Annotated in this window: 16 protein-coding genes; 14 read left to right on the top strand and 2 right to left on the bottom strand. The window is 71.5% G+C overall.

Annotated elements, in window-relative coordinates; all coding sequences use genetic code 11:
- Positions 1-113: 113 nt before the first annotated feature.
- From FNX44_RS03305 to FNX44_RS03245, 13 genes are all read left to right on the top strand, one after another.
- The gene (locus FNX44_RS03305; protein ID WP_228449611.1) at positions 114-830 is read left to right on the top strand and encodes a maleylpyruvate isomerase family mycothiol-dependent enzyme; all 717 of its coding nucleotides are present in this window, start codon (positions 114-116) and stop codon (positions 828-830) included.
- Positions 831-907: 77 nt separating this feature from the next.
- On the top strand, positions 908-1564 hold the full coding sequence (locus FNX44_RS03300; protein WP_143646399.1) for an MBL fold metallo-hydrolase: 657 nt from the start codon (positions 908-910) through the stop codon (positions 1562-1564).
- 97 nt (positions 1565-1661) lie between these two features.
- On the top strand, positions 1662-3698 hold the full coding sequence (gene uvrC, locus FNX44_RS03295) for an excinuclease ABC subunit UvrC (RefSeq protein WP_143646398.1): 2037 nt from the start codon (positions 1662-1664) through the stop codon (positions 3696-3698).
- A gap of 51 nt (positions 3699-3749) precedes the next feature.
- Complete coding sequence (rapZ, locus tag FNX44_RS03290) at positions 3750-4679, top strand: RNase adapter RapZ (RefSeq protein WP_228449610.1); 930 nt, start codon at positions 3750-3752, stop codon at positions 4677-4679.
- A gap of 5 nt (positions 4680-4684) precedes the next feature.
- Positions 4685-5704 (top strand): gluconeogenesis factor YvcK family protein, encoded by a 1020-nt coding sequence (locus tag FNX44_RS03285; RefSeq protein WP_143646397.1) that lies wholly within the window; start codon positions 4685-4687, stop codon positions 5702-5704.
- Complete coding sequence (whiA, locus tag FNX44_RS03280; RefSeq protein ID WP_143646396.1) at positions 5695-6672, top strand: DNA-binding protein WhiA; 978 nt, start codon at positions 5695-5697, stop codon at positions 6670-6672. Before FNX44_RS03285 ends, whiA begins: the two co-directional genes overlap by 10 nt.
- A gap of 197 nt (positions 6673-6869) precedes the next feature.
- A complete protein-coding gene (gene gap / locus FNX44_RS03275; RefSeq protein ID WP_143646395.1) occupies positions 6870-7874 on the top strand; it encodes a type I glyceraldehyde-3-phosphate dehydrogenase in 1005 nt (334 codons plus the stop codon).
- A 114-nt stretch (positions 7875-7988) separates the two neighbouring features.
- A complete protein-coding gene (locus FNX44_RS03270) occupies positions 7989-9200 on the top strand; it encodes a phosphoglycerate kinase (protein ID WP_143646394.1) in 1212 nt (403 codons plus the stop codon).
- A 4-nt stretch (positions 9201-9204) separates the two neighbouring features.
- The gene (gene tpiA / locus FNX44_RS03265) at positions 9205-9981 is read left to right on the top strand and encodes a triose-phosphate isomerase (RefSeq protein ID WP_143646393.1); all 777 of its coding nucleotides are present in this window, start codon (positions 9205-9207) and stop codon (positions 9979-9981) included.
- 239 nt (positions 9982-10220) lie between these two features.
- Positions 10221-10451, top strand: a complete 231-nt coding sequence (secG, locus tag FNX44_RS03260; RefSeq protein ID WP_181353999.1) for a preprotein translocase subunit SecG — start codon at positions 10221-10223, stop codon at positions 10449-10451.
- Positions 10452-10644: 193 nt separating this feature from the next.
- Complete coding sequence (locus FNX44_RS03255; protein WP_143646392.1) at positions 10645-10980, top strand: RNA polymerase-binding protein RbpA; 336 nt, start codon at positions 10645-10647, stop codon at positions 10978-10980.
- A gap of 132 nt (positions 10981-11112) precedes the next feature.
- Positions 11113-12771: a glucose-6-phosphate isomerase gene (pgi, locus tag FNX44_RS03250; RefSeq protein WP_143646391.1), complete on the top strand. Its 1659-nt coding sequence runs from the start codon at positions 11113-11115 to the stop codon at positions 12769-12771.
- Between the two features lie 87 nt (positions 12772-12858).
- Positions 12859-13866, top strand: a complete 1008-nt coding sequence (locus tag FNX44_RS03245) for a COX15/CtaA family protein (protein ID WP_143646390.1) — start codon at positions 12859-12861, stop codon at positions 13864-13866.
- A gap of 85 nt (positions 13867-13951) precedes the next feature.
- Here FNX44_RS03245 and FNX44_RS03240 read toward each other — a convergent pair whose 3' ends face one another.
- Together FNX44_RS03240 and FNX44_RS03235 are read right to left on the bottom strand one after the other, a co-directional pair.
- Positions 13952-14308 (bottom strand): hypothetical protein, encoded by a 357-nt coding sequence (locus FNX44_RS03240; protein ID WP_143646389.1) that lies wholly within the window; start codon positions 14306-14308, stop codon positions 13952-13954.
- 113 nt (positions 14309-14421) lie between these two features.
- On the bottom strand, positions 14422-15366 hold the full coding sequence (locus FNX44_RS03235) for a heme o synthase (protein ID WP_143646388.1): 945 nt from the start codon (positions 15364-15366) through the stop codon (positions 14422-14424).
- A gap of 351 nt (positions 15367-15717) precedes the next feature.
- On the opposite strand from FNX44_RS03235, the gene tkt reads away from it, so the two are divergent.
- Positions 15718-17817, top strand: a complete 2100-nt coding sequence (tkt, locus tag FNX44_RS03230) for a transketolase (protein WP_143646387.1) — start codon at positions 15718-15720, stop codon at positions 17815-17817.
- The last annotated feature ends 5 nt before the right edge of the window (positions 17818-17822 follow it).

Here is a 17822-nt window from a genome sequence, read left to right as displayed (position 1 = left end):
GTACGGAGGGTGGTGCGGTGGTGGTGCTCCCACGAGCGTATAGCACGTACATTCGATTTACCGCCCAGAGCTTCCCACTTCACCCGAACGTGTGGCGGGGATAGCGTTGGATCATGATGGATTCCTCCGCCCACCCGGAAGCCCGCGCCGAGACGCGTGTACTCAGGGAGGCCACCGACCGGCTGCTGGCCGCCGTCGGGAAGCTGGACGACAAGGCCGTCGCCGAACCGTCGCTGCTGCCCGGCTGGACCCGCGGACACCTCCTCACCCACCTCTCGCGGAACGCCGACGCGCTGGTCAACGTCCTCCAGGGCCGGTCCATGTACGCCAGCGGCGAGGCCAGGGAGGCCGACATCAACGCCGGCGCGTCTCGCGGTGCCGCGGAACAGCTCGCCGACCTGCGGGCCGGCGCCGACCGGCTGGAGTCGGTCATGGACGCCCTCACCACCGAGCAGTGGGGGGCCACCGTCGAGCTGCGCAACGGCGTCACCGACTCCGCCTCCGCGATCCCCTTCCGCAGGCTCGTCGAGGTCGAGCTCCACCACGTCGACCTCGGCGTCGGCTACTCCGTCGACCAGCTGCCCGGCGCCTTCACCGACCGCGCCGTGGAGTACCTGGCCAGGCGCTTCTCCGGCCGTGCCGACGTGCCCGCGCTCCAGCTGCGCGCGGAGGACGGACGCAGCTGGACGACCGGCGCCGAACCGGCCGCCGGCGTCGCCCGCCGGATCGTCGTCGGCACCCCCGGTGCACTGGTCGGCTGGCTGTCCGGCCGCACCCCCGGCAGCGGGCTCACGGCCGACGCGTCGCTGCCCGCCCTGCCTCCGCTCTGAGAGAGCGGGCGTCCGACACAGTGGGCCACGTCGCCCCGAGCAGCGGCCCCGCCGTACCGAGCAGAGAAAGGCGCACCATGCCCTACACCGGAAAGGTCGAGGTCGGCGGCCCGGCCGAGGTCCACGAACTGGCCGACCTGCTGATCTCCAAGGTCGCCGTCGGCGCGATGAACAACAACGCCTACCTGCTGCGCTGCCGGGAGACCGACGAGCAGCTCCTCATCGACGCCGCCGCCGAACCGCGGACCCTGCTGAACCTCATCGGCGCCGACGGCATCGCCAAGGTCGTCACCACCCACCGCCACGGCGACCACTGGCAGGCGCTGGCCGAGGTGGTCGCGGCGACCGGCGCCCGCACCCACGCCGGCCGCCACGACGCGGAGGGCATCCCGGTGCCCACCGACGTGCTGCTGGACGACGGCGACACGGTCACCGTGGGCAGGTGCGAGCTGACCGTCCGGCATCTGGTCGGCCACACCCCCGGCTCCGTCGCCCTCGTCTACGACGACCCGCACGGCCACCCCCACGCCTTCACCGGCGACAGCCTCTTCCCCGGCGGCGTCGGGAACACCTGGGGCGACGCCGACAACTTCAACTCCCTGCTGCACGACGTCGAGACCAAGCTGTTCGGCCGGCTCCCGGACGAGACCTGGGTCTACCCCGGACACGGCGACGACACCAGCCTCGGCGCCGAGCGCCCCCACCTGCCGGAGTGGCGCGAACGCGGCTGGTGAGACCCGGCGAGCCCCTGGCGGACGGGCCACCCCGCCGCGGCCGATACCCGACGGCGGGGGCGGCGTCCTGTCGGTGCCGGGTCGTAGGGTGTGGGACATGGCAGACCCCTCCAGCTACCGTCCCAGGCCGGGGCAGATCCCCGATTCCCCGGGGGTCTACCGCTTCCGCGACGAGCACCAGCGGGTGATCTACGTCGGCAAGGCCAAGAGCCTTCGACCGCGCCTGTCCTCCTACTTCCAGGACCTCTCCAACCTCCACCCGCGCACCCGCACCATGGTCACCACCGCCGCCTCGGTGGACTGGACCGTGGTGTCCACCGAGGTGGAGGCGCTGCAGCTGGAGTACACCTGGATCAAGGAGTTCGACCCCCGGTTCAACGTCAAGTACCGGGACGACAAGAGCTATCCGTACCTCGCCGTCACGATGAACGAGGAGTTCCCGAGAGCCCAGGTGATGCGCGGCGCCAAGCGGAAGGGCGTGCGCTACTTCGGGCCGTACGGTCACGCCTGGGCGATCCGCGAGACGGTCGACCTGCTGCTGCGCGTCTTCCCCGTCCGCACCTGCTCGGCCGGGGTGTTCAAGCGCTCCGCGCAGATCGGCCGGCCCTGCCTGCTCGGCTACATCGGCAAGTGCTCGGCGCCCTGCGTCGGCCGCGTCTCCGCCGAGGAACACCGCGAACTCGCCGAGGAGTTCTGCGACTTCATGGCCGGCCGCACCACCGCCCACCTCCGCCGGCTGGAGAAGGAGATGCAGCGGGCGGCAGAGGACCTGGAGTACGAGCGCGCCGCCCGGCTGCGCGACGACATACAGGCGCTGCGCCGCGCGATGGAGAAGAACGCCGTGGTGCTCGGCGACGCCACCGACGCCGACGTGGTCGCGCTCGCCGAGGACGAACTGGAGGCCGCGGTACAGATCTTCCACGTGCGCGGCGGCCGCATCCGGGGCCAGCGCGGCTGGGTCACCGACAAGGTGGAGGCCATCGGCACCGGCGAGCTCGTCGAACACGCGCTCCAGCAGCTCTACGGCGAGGAGCGCGGCGAGGCGATTCCCCGCGAGGTCCTGGTGCCCGCGCTGCCCGACCCCGCCGAGCCGCTGACCGAGTGGCTGACCGGACTGCGCGGTGCCCGCGTCGACCTGCGCGTCCCGCAGCGCGGCGACAAGCGCGACCTCATGGACACCGTCCGGCGCAACGCCGAACAGACGCTCAACCTCCACAAGACCAAGCGCGCCTCCGATCTGACCACCCGCTCCCGGGCCCTGGAGGAGATCGCCGAGGCGCTCGACCTGGACTCCGTGCCGCTGCGCATCGAGTGCTTCGACGTCTCCCACCTCCAGGGGGAGGACGTGGTGGCGTCGATGGTGGTCTTCGAGGACGGGCTGCCGCGCAAGAGCGAGTACCGGCGCTTCCAGATCCGCTCGTTCGAGGGACAGGACGACGTCCGGGCGATGAACGAGGTGGTGGGCCGCCGCTTCCGCCGCTACCTGCGGGAGAAGCAGCGCACCGGTGAGTGGGTCGAACCCGAACCGGACGCCGCGCAGGACGCGGAAGAACCGGACGCCGCGCCGGACGCCGCTCCGGACGCCGAGGCGGCCGACGCCGGCCCGCGCGGCACCGACGGCCGGCCCAAGCGGTTCGCCTACCCGCCGCAGCTCCTCGTCGTCGACGGCGGCCGACCGCAGGTCGCCGCCGCCCGCGCCGCCCTCGACGAGCTGGGCATCGACGACGTCGCCGTCTGCGGCCTGGCCAAACGGCTGGAGGAGGTCTGGCTGCCCGACGACCCCGACCCGGTGGTCCTGCCCCGCACCAGCGAGGGCCTGTACATGCTCCAGCGGGTACGCGACGAGGCGCACCGGTTCGCCCTCCGCTACCAGCGCGGCAAGCGCGCCAAGGCGCTCAGATCGGGCCCGCTGGACGCGGTGCCGGGCCTGGGGGAGACCCGCCGGCAGGCGCTGATCAAGCACTTCGGCTCGGTGAAGCGGCTGCGCGCCGCGACGGTCGAGGAGCTGTGCGAGGTGCCCGGCATCGGCCGCAGGACCGCCGAGACGGTGGCGGCCGCCCTCGCCGGCGCCGCCGCCACCGGCTCGGCGCCCGCGGTGAACACGGCCACCGGCGAGATCATCGAGGATGATTGAGACAGAGCGAGCCGTGGGCACACCGCCACGGCCACACCACCGGGGGACCACATGGACAACACCGAACAGCACGAGGCACAGGTGAGTACAAGCAGCCCCGCCGAGGGCAACGGCACCGGGACCATTCCCGAGCTGGTCATCATCTCCGGCATGTCCGGCGCCGGTCGCAGCACCGCCGCCAAGTGCCTGGAGGACCTGGGCTGGTTCGTGGTGGACAACCTGCCACCGGCACTCATCCCCACCATGGTCGACCTGGGCGCCCGCTCCCAGGGGAACGTCGCGCGCATCGCCGTCGTGGTGGACGTGCGCGGACGCGGCTTCTTCGACAGCCTGCGGGAGTCGCTGAACGGGCTGGCCGCGCAGAAGGTCACCCGCCGCATCGTCTTCCTGGAGGCGTCCGACGACGCCCTCGTCCGCCGCTTCGAGTCGGTGCGCCGACCGCACCCGCTCCAGGGCGACGGCCGCATCGTCGACGGCATCGCCGCCGAGCGGGAGCTGCTGCGCGAGCTGCGCGGCGACGCCGACCTGGTGATCGACACCTCCAGCCTCAACGTGCACGAGCTGCGCGCCAAGATGGACGCACAGTTCGCCGGCGACGAGGAACCGGAGCTGCGGGCGACGGTGATGTCGTTCGGCTACAAGTACGGCCTGCCGGTCGACGCCGACCTCGTCGTCGACTGCCGCTTCCTGCCCAACCCGCATTGGGTGCCCGAGCTGCGCCCCTTCACCGGAACGAGTGAGGAGGTCGCGGCCTACGTCTTCAACCAGCCGGGCGCCAAGGAGTTCCTCGACCGCTACACCGAGCTGCTCCAGCTGATCGCCGCCGGCTACCGCCGAGAGGGCAAGCGCTACGTGACGATCGCCGTCGGCTGCACCGGCGGCAAGCACCGCAGCGTCGCCATGTCGGAACGGCTCGGCAAGCGGCTCGCGGCCGAGGGCGTGGAGACCGTCGTGGTCCACCGTGACATGGGACGTGAATGAGCTCGGTGACCGGTCGTACGCTGCGGCTGCGCCGCCGCAAGCTCGTACCCGGCCGCAAGGGGCAGCCGAAGGTGGTCGCCCTGGGCGGCGGGATGGGGCTGTCCGCCTCGCTGACCGCGCTGCGCCGCATCACCGGTGACCTCACCGCCGTGGTGACGGTCGCCGACGACGGCGGCTCCAGCGGCCGGCTGCGGGACGAGCTGGACGTGCTGCCGCCGGGCGACCTGCGCAAGGCGCTGGCCGCGCTGTGCGGGGACGACCAGTGGGGCCGCACCTGGGCGCAGGTCGTCCAGCACCGATTCACCGGCGAGGGCGACCTCAAGGGCCACGCGGTGGGCAACCTGTTGATCGTGGCGCTGTGGGAGCAGCTGGGCGACCACGTCGCCGCGCTCGACCTGGTCGGCAAGCTGCTCGGCGCGCACGGCCGGGTGCTGCCCATGTCGGCCGTCCCGCTCGAGCTCCAGGCCGAGGTGCGCGGCCACGATCCGGACAGACCCGAGGAGCTGTCCACCGTGCGCGGCCAGGCGACCGTCGCGCTGACGCCCGGCGAGGTGCAGCAGGTGCGCCTGGTGCCGAGCGACCCGCCGGCCGTGCCGGAGGCGGTCTCCGCGGTGCTGGACGCTGACTGGGTGGTCGTCGGCCCCGGCTCCTGGTTCTCCTCGGTGATCCCGCACCTGCTGGTGCCGGAACTGCTCCAGGCACTGTGCGAGACGAAGGCGCGGAAGGTGCTGTCCCTCAACCTCGCGCCGCAACCCGGCGAGACCGAGGGCTTCTCCCCGCAGCGTCATTTGGAGGTTTTGGCCCGACACGCCCCTAAACTCGCCTTCGACGTGGTCCTGGCGGACCAGGATGCGGTGCCGGACGCGGAAAGCCTGCGCCGGGAGGCCGCGGAGCTGCTCGGCGGGGCGGTCGAACTCGCGGCGGTCGCCGCGCCCGACGGCTCCCCGCGGCACGATCCGGAGCTGCTGGCCGCCGCGTACGACCGTATTTTTCGGATGCATGGAAGGATCGGCCCATGGCGATGACGGCAGCGGTGAAGGACGAGATCTCCCGGCTACCCGTCACCCGTACCTGCTGCCGGAAGTCGGAGGTCTCCTCCATCCTGCGCTTCGCGGGCGGGCTCCACCTGGTCAGCGGGCGCATCGTGATCGAGGCCGAGCTGGACACCGGCATCGCGGCCCGCCGGCTCCGCAAGGACGTGCTGGAGATCTTCGGGCACAACTCGGACCTGGTCGTGATGGCGCCGGGCGGGCTGCGCCGGGGCAGCAGGTACGTCGTTCGGGTGGTCGCGGGCGGTGACCAGCTGGCCCGTCAGACGGGCCTCGTCGACGGCCGGGGCCGCCCGATCCGGGGCCTGCCGCCGCAGGTGGTCTCGGGGGCCACCTGCGACGCGGAGGCGGCCTGGCGCGGCGCCTTCCTGGCGCACGGCTCGCTGACCGAGCCGGGGCGCTCCTCCTCTCTTGAGGTGACCTGCCCCGGTCCTGAGGCGGCGCTGGCCCTGGTGGGAGCGGCCCGCCGACTCCAGATCGGCGCCAAGGCCCGCGAGGTGCGCGGCGTGGACCGGGTGGTCGTACGGGACGGCGACGCCATCGGCGCGCTGCTGACCAGGCTGGGCGCGCACGAGTCGGTGCTGGCCTGGGAGGAGCGCCGGATGCGCCGGGAGGTGCGGGCGACGGCGAACCGGCTGGCGAACTTCGACGACGCCAACCTGCGCCGCTCGGCCCGCGCGGCCGTGGCGGCCGGTGCCCGGGTGCAGCGGGCACTGGAGATCCTGGGCGACGAGGTGCCCGAGCACCTGGCGGCGGCCGGGCGGCTGCGCATGGAGCACAAGCAGGCGTCGCTGGAGGAGCTGGGCGCGCTGGCCGACCCGCCGCTGACCAAGGACGCGGTCGCCGGCCGGATCCGGCGGCTGCTGGCGATGGCGGACAAGCGCGCAGCCGATCTGGGGATCCCCGGCACCGAGTCCAGCCTCACCGAGGAGATGGTGGGCTGACGCCCGGGCCGGGGAGTGCGTTCGACGCCTCGCGCCACGAGGCCGGAACGCGTCGGCCGACGGGCGGCGGATGGCCGAGGCGTCGATGTAACCGGGAGCGGCCCGGCGCGGTAGGGTCGGAGGTGGTCGGGGACATCCCAAACAACCCCTTCGCCGGTACCCGCACGTACCGGCGTACCTAACGAGGAGATCGGTTCGTGACGATCCGCGTAGGAATCAACGGCTTCGGCCGCATCGGTCGCAACTACTTCCGTGCCCTCCTTGAGCAGGGAGCGGATGTCGAGATCGTCGGAGTCAACGACCTGACCGACAACGCGACCCTGGTGCACCTGCTGAAGTACGACAGCATCCTCGGCCGCCTCAAGGAAGAGGTCAGCCACACCGAGGACACGATCACGGTCGGCAACCAGACCTTCAGGACGATGGCCGAGCGCGACCCCGCGAACCTCCCCTGGGGCGAGCTGGGCGCGGACATCGTCATCGAGTCCACCGGTATCTTCACCAAGCGTGAGGACGCGGCCAAGCACCTGGCCGCCGGCGCCAAGAAGGTCCTCATCTCGGCTCCGGCCAAGGACGAGGACATCACGATCGTGATGGGCGTCAACCACGACAAGTACGACCCGGCGAACCACCACGTCGTCTCCAACGCCTCCTGCACCACCAACTGCGTGGCGCCGATGGCCAAGGTCCTGGACGAGAGCTTCGGCATCGTCAAGGGCATGATGACGACGGTCCACGCCTACACCAACGACCAGCGCATCCTGGACTTCCCGCACAAGGACCTCCGCCGCGCCCGGGCCGCCGCCGAGAACATCATCCCGACGTCGACCGGCGCCGCGAAGGCCACCGCGCTTGTCCTGCCGCAGCTGAAGGGCAAGCTGGACGGCATCGCCATGCGGGTGCCCGTGCCCACCGGCTCGGTCACCGACCTCGTCCTCGAACTCGGCCGCGAGGTCACCAAGGACGAGATCAACGCCGCCTTCCAGAAGGCCGCCGACGGCGACCTGAAGGGCGTCCTCGAGTACACCGAGGACCCGATCGTCTCCTCGGACATCGTCAACTGGCCGGCCTCCTGCACCTTCGACTCCTCCCTGACGATGGCGCAGGGCAAGCAGGTCAAGGTCGTCGGCTGGTACGACAACGAGTGGGGCTACTCCAACCGTCTGGTCGACCTCACGACCTTCGTCGGCGGGCAGCTCTGATCGCAGCCGCGATCGCGGGCGCCGAGAAGTGACGGCACGGGCCCGCGCGGCGCATAGACGCGCTGTGCGGGCCCGGTGCCGTGCCGGGCCTTCCACCCAAGGAGTCAGTAACCAATGAAGACGATCGACGATCTCCTCCGGGACGGCGTCGCGGGCGAGCGGGTCTTCGTCCGCGCCGACCTGAACGTCCCGCTCGCGGGGGACACGATCACCGACGACGGTCGCATCCGGGCCGCCGTCCCGACGATCTCGCGGCTCGCCGAGGCCGGCGCCCGGGTCATCGTCGCCTCCCACCTGGGCCGCCCGAAGGGCGAGCCCGACCCGCGGTTCTCACTCGCGCCGGTCGCCACCCGGCTCGGCGAACTGCTCGGTCGCGAGGTCGCCTTCGCGACCGACACCGTGGGGGACAGCGCGAAGGCCACCGTCGCCGCTCTCGGCGACGGCGAGGTCACGCTGCTGGAGAACCTGCGCTTCCAGGCCGGCGAGACCGCCAAGGACGATGCCGAGCGCGCCGCGTTCGCCGACGAGCTGGCCGCGCTCGCGGACCTCTACGTCGGTGACGGCTTCGGCGCCGTGCACCGCAAGCACGCCTCGGTCTTCGACCTGCCGGCCCGCCTGCCGCACGCGGCCGGCGGCCTGATCGCCACCGAGGTGGGCGTGCTGCGGCGCCTGACCGACGAGGTCGAGCGCCCCTACGCCGTGGTGCTCGGCGGTGCGAAGGTCTCCGACAAGCTCGGTGTCATCGACCACCTGCTGGAGCGCGCCGACCGCATCCTCATCGGCGGCGGCATGGCGTACACCTTCCTGAAGGCGCAGGGCCACGAGGTGGGCAACTCGCTGCTCCAGGAGGACCAGCTGGAGGCCGTCCGCGGCTACCTCAAGCGGGCCGAGGCGCGCGGCGTGGAGTTCGTCCTGCCGGTGGACGTGCTGGCCGTGGCCGAGTTCCCGGACCTCGCGTCCAAGGCGCCGGCCGACCCCCGGACGGTCGGGGTCGACGCGATCCCCGCCGACCTGATGGGCCTGGACATCGGCCCGAAGACCCAGGAGCTGTACGCGGCCAAGCTCGCCGACGCGGCGACCGTGTTCTGGAACGGCCCGATGGGCGTCTTCGAGCACCCGGACTTCGACGGCGGCACCCGTGCCGTCGCCCAGGCCCTGCTGGACAGCTCGGCCTTCACCGTCGTCGGCGGCGGAGACAGCGCGGCGGCCGTGAGGCTGCTGGGCTTCGACGAGACCGCCTTCGGCCACATCTCGACCGGCGGAGGCGCGAGCCTCGAATACCTGGAGGGCAAGACCCTGCCCGGTCTCGCCGCACTGGAGGACTGAACACGTGAGTTCCCGTACGCCCATCATGGCGGGCAACTGGAAGATGAACCTCAACCACCTCGAGGCCATCTCCCACGTCCAGAAGCTCGCCTTCACCCTGGACGAGAAGGACTACGAGGGCACCGAGGTCGTCGTCCTCCCGCCGTTCACCGACCTGCGCTCGGTGCAGTCGCTGGTCAACGGCGACAAGCTGAAGATCGGCTTCGGTGCCCAGGACATCTCGGTGCACGACTCCGGTGCCTACACCGGCGAGGTCAGCGGCCCGATGCTGGCCAAGCTGAACTGCTCCTACGCGGTCGTCGGCCACTCCGAGCGGCGCCAGTACCACGGCGAGGACGAGGCGGTGTGCAACGCCAAGGTGAAGGCGGCGTTCCGCAACGACATCGTGCCGATCCTGTGTGTCGGTGAGGGCCTGGACGTCCGCAAGGCCGGAAACCAGGTGCCGCACACCCTCGCCCAGGTCGACGGCGCGCTGGAGGGCGTGCCGGCGGAGCAGGCCGAGCGCCTGGTCATCGCCTACGAGCCGGTCTGGGCGATCGGCACCGGCGAGGTCGCCACCCCGGAGGACGCCCAGGAGGTCTGCGGTGCCATCCGCGGCCGGCTGGCGGAGCTGTACGGCCAGGACGTGGCCGACAAGGTCCGCATCCAGTACGGCGGCTCGGTGAAGGGCGACAACGTCAACGCGATCATGTCGCAGCCCGACGTGGACGGTGCGCTGGTCGGCGGTGCCTCGCTGAACACCGAGGAGTTCGCCAGGATCGTCCGCTTCCGGGACCAGTAGTCCCCTGGTCACCGCCGCCCCGTCCCGTTCCCGCCGCCCGGGCGGGGACGGGACGGGGCGCGTGACGTCCCCGGCCCCGGCCCGGGCCGGACCAAACGGGTCGGCCGCACCGGCCGACCGGGCTGACTAGGTCTTCCGGGCCCGGACGTCGTACCCTGTCGGGGCCGGCCTGTTGATCCGGCCCCTTGTGATCCATCCGTTCCTTCCACCCACTAAGCCCCCAGAGAGTTGGTCCAGCCGTGGAATTGGGTCTGTCGATCGCCCTGATTGTGTTCAGCCTGCTGCTGGTGCTGCTGGTGCTGATGCACAAGGGCAAGGGCGGCGGTCTCTCCGACATGTTCGGCGGCGGTATGCAGTCCTCCGTGGGCGGTTCCTCCGTGGCGGAGCGGAACCTCGACCGGATCACCATCGTCGTCTCGCTGATCTGGTTCGGGATCATCGTCGCCCTCGGCATCATGATGAAGTCCTGACGCGTCCTTACGGATTCGTGACGAATTCAACCGGCGGACGCCCCTGAAAGGTCCTGATAGGCTCTGTGGCGTGTCTCACGACACCGGGCAGCGCCTGCCCGTCACGCGGTCGCGCGCAGCGGGTCGCGAGTGACCGAGTGTGAGGCCCCCTCGTCTTCAGGGGGACAGAGTCACGAGGCAGGGAGTTACGACCGTGGCAGGTGGCAACGCGATCCGGGGCAGCAGGGTCGGCGCCGGGCCGATGGGAGAGGCCGAGCGCGGCGAGGCCGCGCCCAGGCTGCGGATCTCCTTCTGGTGCTCCAACGGGCACGAGACCAGGCCGAGTTTTGCCAGTGACGCCCAGGTGCCCGACACCTGGGACTGCCCGCGCTGCGGGTTCCCCGCCGGGCAGGACCAGGACAACCCGCCGGACCCGCCGCGCACCGAGCCCTACAAGACGCACCTGGCCTATGTGCGCGAGCGCCGCAGCGACGCCGACGGCGAGGCGATTCTCGCCGAGGCGCTGGCGAAACTGCGCGGCGAGATCTGACCCGGCGAATTCCGGCCGCTTCCCGACGGTAGGCCGCCGTCTCCCACTGCGCCCTGTGCACAACCGTCGTGTTTCTCCATTAGGTTGGTGCCCGGCGGGGTACGCACGAGGAGAAATGGGCTGAATTCGCAGATGAACGCTTACGGCGAAGCCGACCGCGTCCGACTGGACCGACTGCCCCAGTGGAAGGCTCTGACCGAACACCGCGCCCGTCTGAACGGGGTGGGCCTGCGTGAACTGTTCGCGGACGACCCGAAGCGGGCCGAGCGCTACTCGCTCCAGGTCGGCGATCTCCACCTGGACTACGCCAAGCACCTCGTCACCGACGAGACCCTGACCCTCCTGACCGAGCTCGCCGAAGCGGCCGGAGTGGCCGAGCTGCGCGACGCCATGTTCCGCGGCGAGAGGATCAACAACACCGAGAACCGGGCCGTCCTGCACACCGCGCTGCGCGCCCCGCGCGACGCCGTGATCGAGGTCGACGGAGAGAACGTCGTCCCGGCCGTGCACGCGGTCCTGGACCGCATGACCGACTTCGCGCGGCGGGTGCGCTCCGGCGCCTGGCTCGGGCACACCGGCCGCCCGATCAGGACGGTCGTCAACATCGGCATCGGCGGTTCCGACCTCGGCCCCGCCATGGCCTACGAGGCGCTGCGCCACCGCACCGCCCGCGACCTGGACTTCCGGTTCGTCTCCAACGTCGACGGCGCCGACCTGCACGAGGCCGTCCGCGACCTCGACCCGGCCGAGACGCTGTTCATCGTCGCCTCCAAGACCTTCACCACCATCGAGACGATCACCAACGCCAAGGCCGCCCGCGAGTGGCTGCTGGCAGGGCTGGGCGCCGGGCCCGAGTCGGTGGCCGCGCACTTCGTGGCCGTCTCGACCAACGCCGAGGAGGTCGCCCGCTTCGGCATCGACACGGCGAACATGTTCGAGTTCTGGGACTGGGTCGGCGGGCGCTACTCCTACGACTCGGCGATCGGCCTCTCGCTGATGACGGCCATCGGCCCCGAGGACTTCCGGGAGATGCTCGACGGCTTCCACCTCGTCGACGAGCACTTCCGCACCGCGGAGCCGGAGCGGAACGCGCCCCTGCTGCTCGGCCTGCTGGGCTTCTGGTACGGCCAGTTCCACGACGCCCAGGCGCACGCCGTGCTGCCCTACTCGCACTACCTGTCGAAGTTCACCGCCTACCTCCAGCAGTTGGACATGGAGTCCAACGGCAAGCGGGTCGACCGCGCAGGCCGGCCCGTTGACTGGCAGACCGGCCCGGTCGTCTGGGGCACCCCGGGCACCAACGGCCAGCACGCCTACTACCAGTTGCTGCACCAGGGCACGAAGCTCATCCCCGCCGACCTCCTCGGCTTCGCCGAGCCGGTCGCCGAACTCGGTCCGCTGCGCGACCAGCACGACCTGCTGATGGCCAACCTCCTCGCCCAGGGCCAGGCGTTGGCGTTCGGCAGGACCGCCGAGGAGGTACGGGCGGACGGCGTGCCGGAGGAGCAGGTGCCGCACCGCACGTTCCCCGGCGACCGGCCCACCACCACGATCCTGGCCGCCTCTCTGACCCCCTCGGTGCTCGGCCAGCTGATCGCGCTCTACGAGCACAAGGTCTTCGTCCAGGGTGCGCTCTGGGGCATCAACTCCTTCGACCAGTGGGGCGTCGAGCTGGGCAAGGTGCTCGCCAAGCGGATCGAGCCGGCGCTCACCGAGGGCGCGGAGGTCCCCGGCCTCGACGGCTCGACGAGCGCCCTCGTGCGGCGCTACCGGGAGCTGCGCGGCCGCTGACCAGGCGTGTGGGAGGGGACGTGCTGGTCACGGCCCCTCCCACACCCCTCGTGAAAGCACGCACAAGCGCGGGCCTACCATGGGGCGGTGCCCAAGAAGCCCGCCTTGTTCCGCAGCCCGATCACCCTCGTCGCCGAGCGGTGGACCCCCACCCGGCGCGTCCTGCGCCGCGCCACTCTCGCCGCGCTCGTCATGAGCGTGGTCATCGTGGTCACGGGCGGGGCCGTGCGGCTCACCGGCTCCGGTCTCGGCTGCGACACCTGGCCCAAGTGCACCGACGACAGCCTCTTCGCCACGCCGGAGATGGGTCTGCACGGCGCCATCGAGTTCGGCAACCGGATGCTCACCTACGTGCTCTGCGCGGCCGTGGGCTGGGCCATCGTCGCCGCCCGCAGCGCCAAACCGGCCCGGCGGGGGCTGTCGCGGCTGGCCTGGGCGCAGTTCTGGGTGGTGATGGGCAACGCCGTTCTCGGCGGTGTCACCGTCCTCACCGGGCTCAACCCCTACAGCGTCGCCGGGCACTTCCTGCTGGCCACCGCGCTGATCACCCTCGCGCTGATCACCTGGCACCGGGCGGGTGAGGGCGACGGCCCGGCCAGGCCGCTGGTCGGCCCCCGCGTCCGGCAGCTCACGGTGGCGCTTGTCGCCGTCACCGCCGCGCTGGTGGTCGCCGGCACGGTGGTCACCGGTGCCGGGCCGCACGCCGGTGACAGCAGCGAGATCCCGCGCATCCCGCTGGACTGGGAGTCGGTCACCCGGGTGCACGCCGCGCTGGCCTGGGCGGTCGTGGCGCTTACCGCGGGGCTGTGGCTGCTGCTGCGGGTCATGGACGCCCCGGCCGGGCCGCGGGCCCGGGTGCGCGACCTGTCGATCGTGCTGGCCTCGCAGATCGTCGTGGGCTACGCCCAGTACCTGACCGACGTGCCGGAGCTGCTGGTCGGCATCCACCTGTTCGGCTCGACGCTGGTGTGGATCGCCGTCCTGCGGGTGCTGCTGGCCCTGCGGGAACGCGGCCCGGCACCGGCCGCCCCCGCCGTGCCCGCGACGCGCACCGACACCACGGCGCAGGCCCGCGAGGTCGCCGAGACGGCCTGAACGGCGCCCGTACAGCACGAGTCGGGGCGGCGGTGGACCCGAGAGTCCACCGCCGCCCCGACTCGTGCCACCGTCAGGTGACGGCTCAGTCGTTGCTGGGGCCGCCGAGCTGGCTGCCGGCCATCCTCGACCACTCGTAGGGTCCGGTGCGCACCCGGGCGGCGAACTCGCCGTCGAACTCCTCGTGCAGCGTGATGCCGGCCCGCTCCACGGCGGCCGTCGCGATGTCGTGGCTCTCGGCCACCAGGTCGCCCCACTCGCCGTTGGCGCCGACCAGCACGATGCGTACGCCACGCTGGCCGAGGTAGGCGATCTGCCCCTCGGCGCTGCCGCCGTGGCTCCGGGCGAACGCGGTGATCTGCTTGGCCAACCGGGCCGCCTTGCGCTCGCTCCTGGTGTTCCGCGCGCGCTCGGTGCCCTCGGCCTGCTTCGTGTCTGCCATGTTCCGATGCTACCCGCGGGTAGATCAACGGGCGATCCCCCGTCGTCGTGGCCTGTGCCACGGTGACGGGGGATCGCCCGGCGGAGATTTCGGAGCAGGTGCCCGGCGGCGGCTCAGCGTACGAAGGGGTCGATGGCCACCGCGACGAAGAGCAGCGAGACGTAGGTGATCGACCAGTGGAACAGCCGCATCTCCTTGAGCTTCGCTCCGGTGACACCGGCCCGGGCGCGGGCGTGCAGCGCGTGCGCCTCCCACAGCCACCAGCCGCCGGTCGCCAGTGCCACCGCCGTGTAGAACCAGCCCACGTAGCCGAGCGGCCACAGCAGCAGCGACACGCCGACCATGACCCAGCTGTAGAGCACGATCTGGCGGGCCACCGTGCGGTTCGAGGCGATCACCGGCAGCATCGGCACGCCGACCCGCGCGTAGTCGTCCTTGACCTTCATCGACAGCGGCCAGTAGTGCGGCGGCGTCCAGAAGAAGATCACCAGGAAGAGGATGACAGCGGCCCAGCTGACCTCGTTCGTCACCGAGGACCAGCCGATCAGCACCGGCATGCAGCCGGCGATGCCGCCCCAGATGATGTTCTGCGACGTGCGCCGCTTGAGCAGCATCGTGTAGACGAGCACGTAGAACAGCAGCGCGCCGAGCGACAGCGCGGCCGACAGCCAGTTGACCAGCAGACCGAACCACAGTGTGGAGACGACCGCGAGCGCGAGGCCGAAGGCGAGGGCCTGGCGGGGGCGCAGCACTCCGGTGACCAGCGGCCGGTTCGCGGTGCGCGACATCAGCGCGTCGATGTCGCGGTCGATGTACATGTTGAGCGCGTTGGCACCGCCGGCCGAGAGGTATCCGCCGAGGCAGGTCGCCAGGACCAGCCACAGGTCGGGCACACCCTGGGCGGCCAGGAACATGACCGGGATGGTGGTGATCAGCAGCAGCTCGATGACGCGCGGCTTGGTGAGTGCGACGTACGCCTTCACCTTGGCCGCCAGCGGCACCCGGGGTGCCGTGCCCGTTGCGCTGACTCCCGCGGGACAGGATTCGACGGCCGTCACGAACACCCCTGATCACAAGCGACATCCGCGGCTGCTGCCGCGCGTGGGAACAAGCGAGGTCCGGTGCGGAACCGGAACGACTCGCGCGTACCACGCCACTTTAGACGTTGGCCAGACCCGGCTCGCGGCCGGGGGTGAGTCGTGTTGTGGACAGGTCTGGCGGAGGCCGATGTTACGCGCGTAGAGTCGCCGTGCCGTCCCCTCCTTCGGTGACCGACCGGTAGCCCCGTCAGGTGCGTACCAAGGAGCGAACAGCCGAATCGGAGCCGCCTCACGCGGAGGTAGGCTCGATGGGGCCGGATGAGGGACAGGCCACCGGCTTCCGTTCTGTGAGAGGAGCCCTGAGCCAGGGTGAGCACCAATCCGACGACCACCGATACCGAGTCCGCCGACGACCGGGCCTTCGACTGGACCGAGCTGGACCAGCGTGCCGTGGACACCGCCCGGGTACTGGCGATGGACGCCGTGCAGAAGGTCGGCAACGGCCACCCGGGCACGGCGATGAGCCTCGCGCCCGCCGCCTACGTGCTCTTCCAGAAGGTCATGCGCCACGACCCGGCGACCGCCGACTGGGCGGGCCGCGACCGGTTCGTCCTCTCGGTCGGTCACACCAGCCTGACCCTCTACACCCAGCTGTTCCTCGCCGGCTACGGCCTGGAGCTGGACGACCTCAGGGCGTTCCGCACCTGGGACAGCAGGACCCCCGGCCACCCCGAGTACGGGCACACCGTCGGAGTCGAGACCACCACGGGCCCGCTCGGCCAGGGCGTCGCCAACGCGGTCGGAATGGCCATGGCCGCCCGCTACGAGCGCGGCCTGTTCGATCCGGACGCCCCCGCCGGTGAGTCCGTCTTCGACCACACCGTCTGGACGATCGTCGGTGACGGCTGCCTCCAGGAGGGCGTCGCCGCCGAGGCCTCCTCGCTGGCCGGCCACCAGAAGCTCGGCAACCTCGTCGTGCTCTGGGACGACAACCACATCTCCATCGAGGGCGACACCGAGACCGCCGTCTCCGAGGACACCCTCAAGCGCTACGAGGCCTACGGCTGGCACGTCCAGCGCGTCGACCAGGCCCCCAGCGGCGACCTCGACCCCGAGGCGCTCTTCCACGCGCTGAAGGCCGCCCAGGCCGTCACCGACCGCCCCTCGCTGATCGCCGCGCGCTCGATCATCGCCTGGCCGGCCCCCAACGCCCAGAACACCGAGGCCGCCCACGGCTCGGCGCTCGGCGCCGACGAGGTCGCCGCCACCAAGCGGGTGCTCGGCTTCGACCCCGAGCGCACCTTCGAGGTCGACGACACCGTCCTGGCGCACACCCGCACCGCGCTCGACCGGGGCCGTGAGGCCCGCTCCGCGTGGGAGAAGGAGCTGGCCGCCTGGCGCGGCGCCAACCCCGAGCGGTCCGCACTGTTCGACCGGATCACCGCCGGTGAGCTGCCCGAGGGCTGGGAGGCGGCGCTGCCGACCTTCGAGCCCGGCAAGGACGTCGCCACCCGCAAGGCCTCCGGCGCGGTCCTGAAGGCGCTCGGCCCGGTGCTGCCCGAGCTGTGGGGCGGCTCCGCCGACCTCGCCGGCTCCAACAACACCACCATCGAGAACACCTCCTTCCTGCCGGTCGGCAACAAGCTGCCGGGCGCCGACCCGTACGGCCGCACGATCCACTACGGCATCCGCGAGCACGCGATGGGCGCCGTCATGAACGGCATCGCGCTGCACGGCAACACCCGCATCTACGGCGGCACCTTCCTGGTGTTCTCCGACTACATGCGCCCCGCCGTCCGGCTCGCCGCCCTCATGCACACCCCGGTCACCTACGTGTGGACGCACGACTCGATCGGCCTCGGCGAGGACGGCCCCACCCACCAGCCGGTGGAGCACCTGTCCGCGCTGCGCGCCATCCCGGGCCTGAACATCGTCCGCCCGGCCGACGCCAACGAGACCGCCACCGTCTGGGCCGAGGTGCTGCGCCGCCACGCCGACAAGCCCGCCCCGCACGGCCTGGCCCTCACCCGGCAGAACGTGCCCACCTACGAGGCCAACCCCGAGGCGGCCAAGGGTGGTTACGTGCTCTTCGAGGCCGACGGCGGCGCCCCCGAGGTGGTGCTGATCGCCACCGGCTCCGAGGTGCAGCTCGCCGTCGAGGCGCGCGAGCGGCTGCAGGAGGCCGGCGTGCCTACCCGGGTCGTCTCCATGCCCTGCGTGGAGTGGTTCGAGGAGCAGGACGCCGACTGGCGCGAGCGGGTGCTGCCGTCGTCGGTGCGGGCGCGGGTCGCCGTGGAGGCCGGGATCGGCCAGTCCTGGTACCGCTACCTGGGTGACGCCGGTCGGCTTGTCTCGCTCGAGCACTTCGGTGCCTCGGCCGACTACCAGACACTGTTCCGTGAGTTCGGGCTGACCGCCGACGCGGTCGTCGAGGCGGCGCGGGAATCCCTGGCCGCCGCACAGCGCTGACGCAC

The organism is Streptomyces alkaliterrae, from assembly GCF_007097205.2.
GTDB lineage: Bacteria > Actinomycetota > Actinomycetes > Streptomycetales > Streptomycetaceae > Streptomyces > Streptomyces alkaliterrae.
The sequence above is the reverse complement of the archived record's forward strand: the minus strand, read 5'-3'. Positions and strand labels throughout refer to the sequence as shown.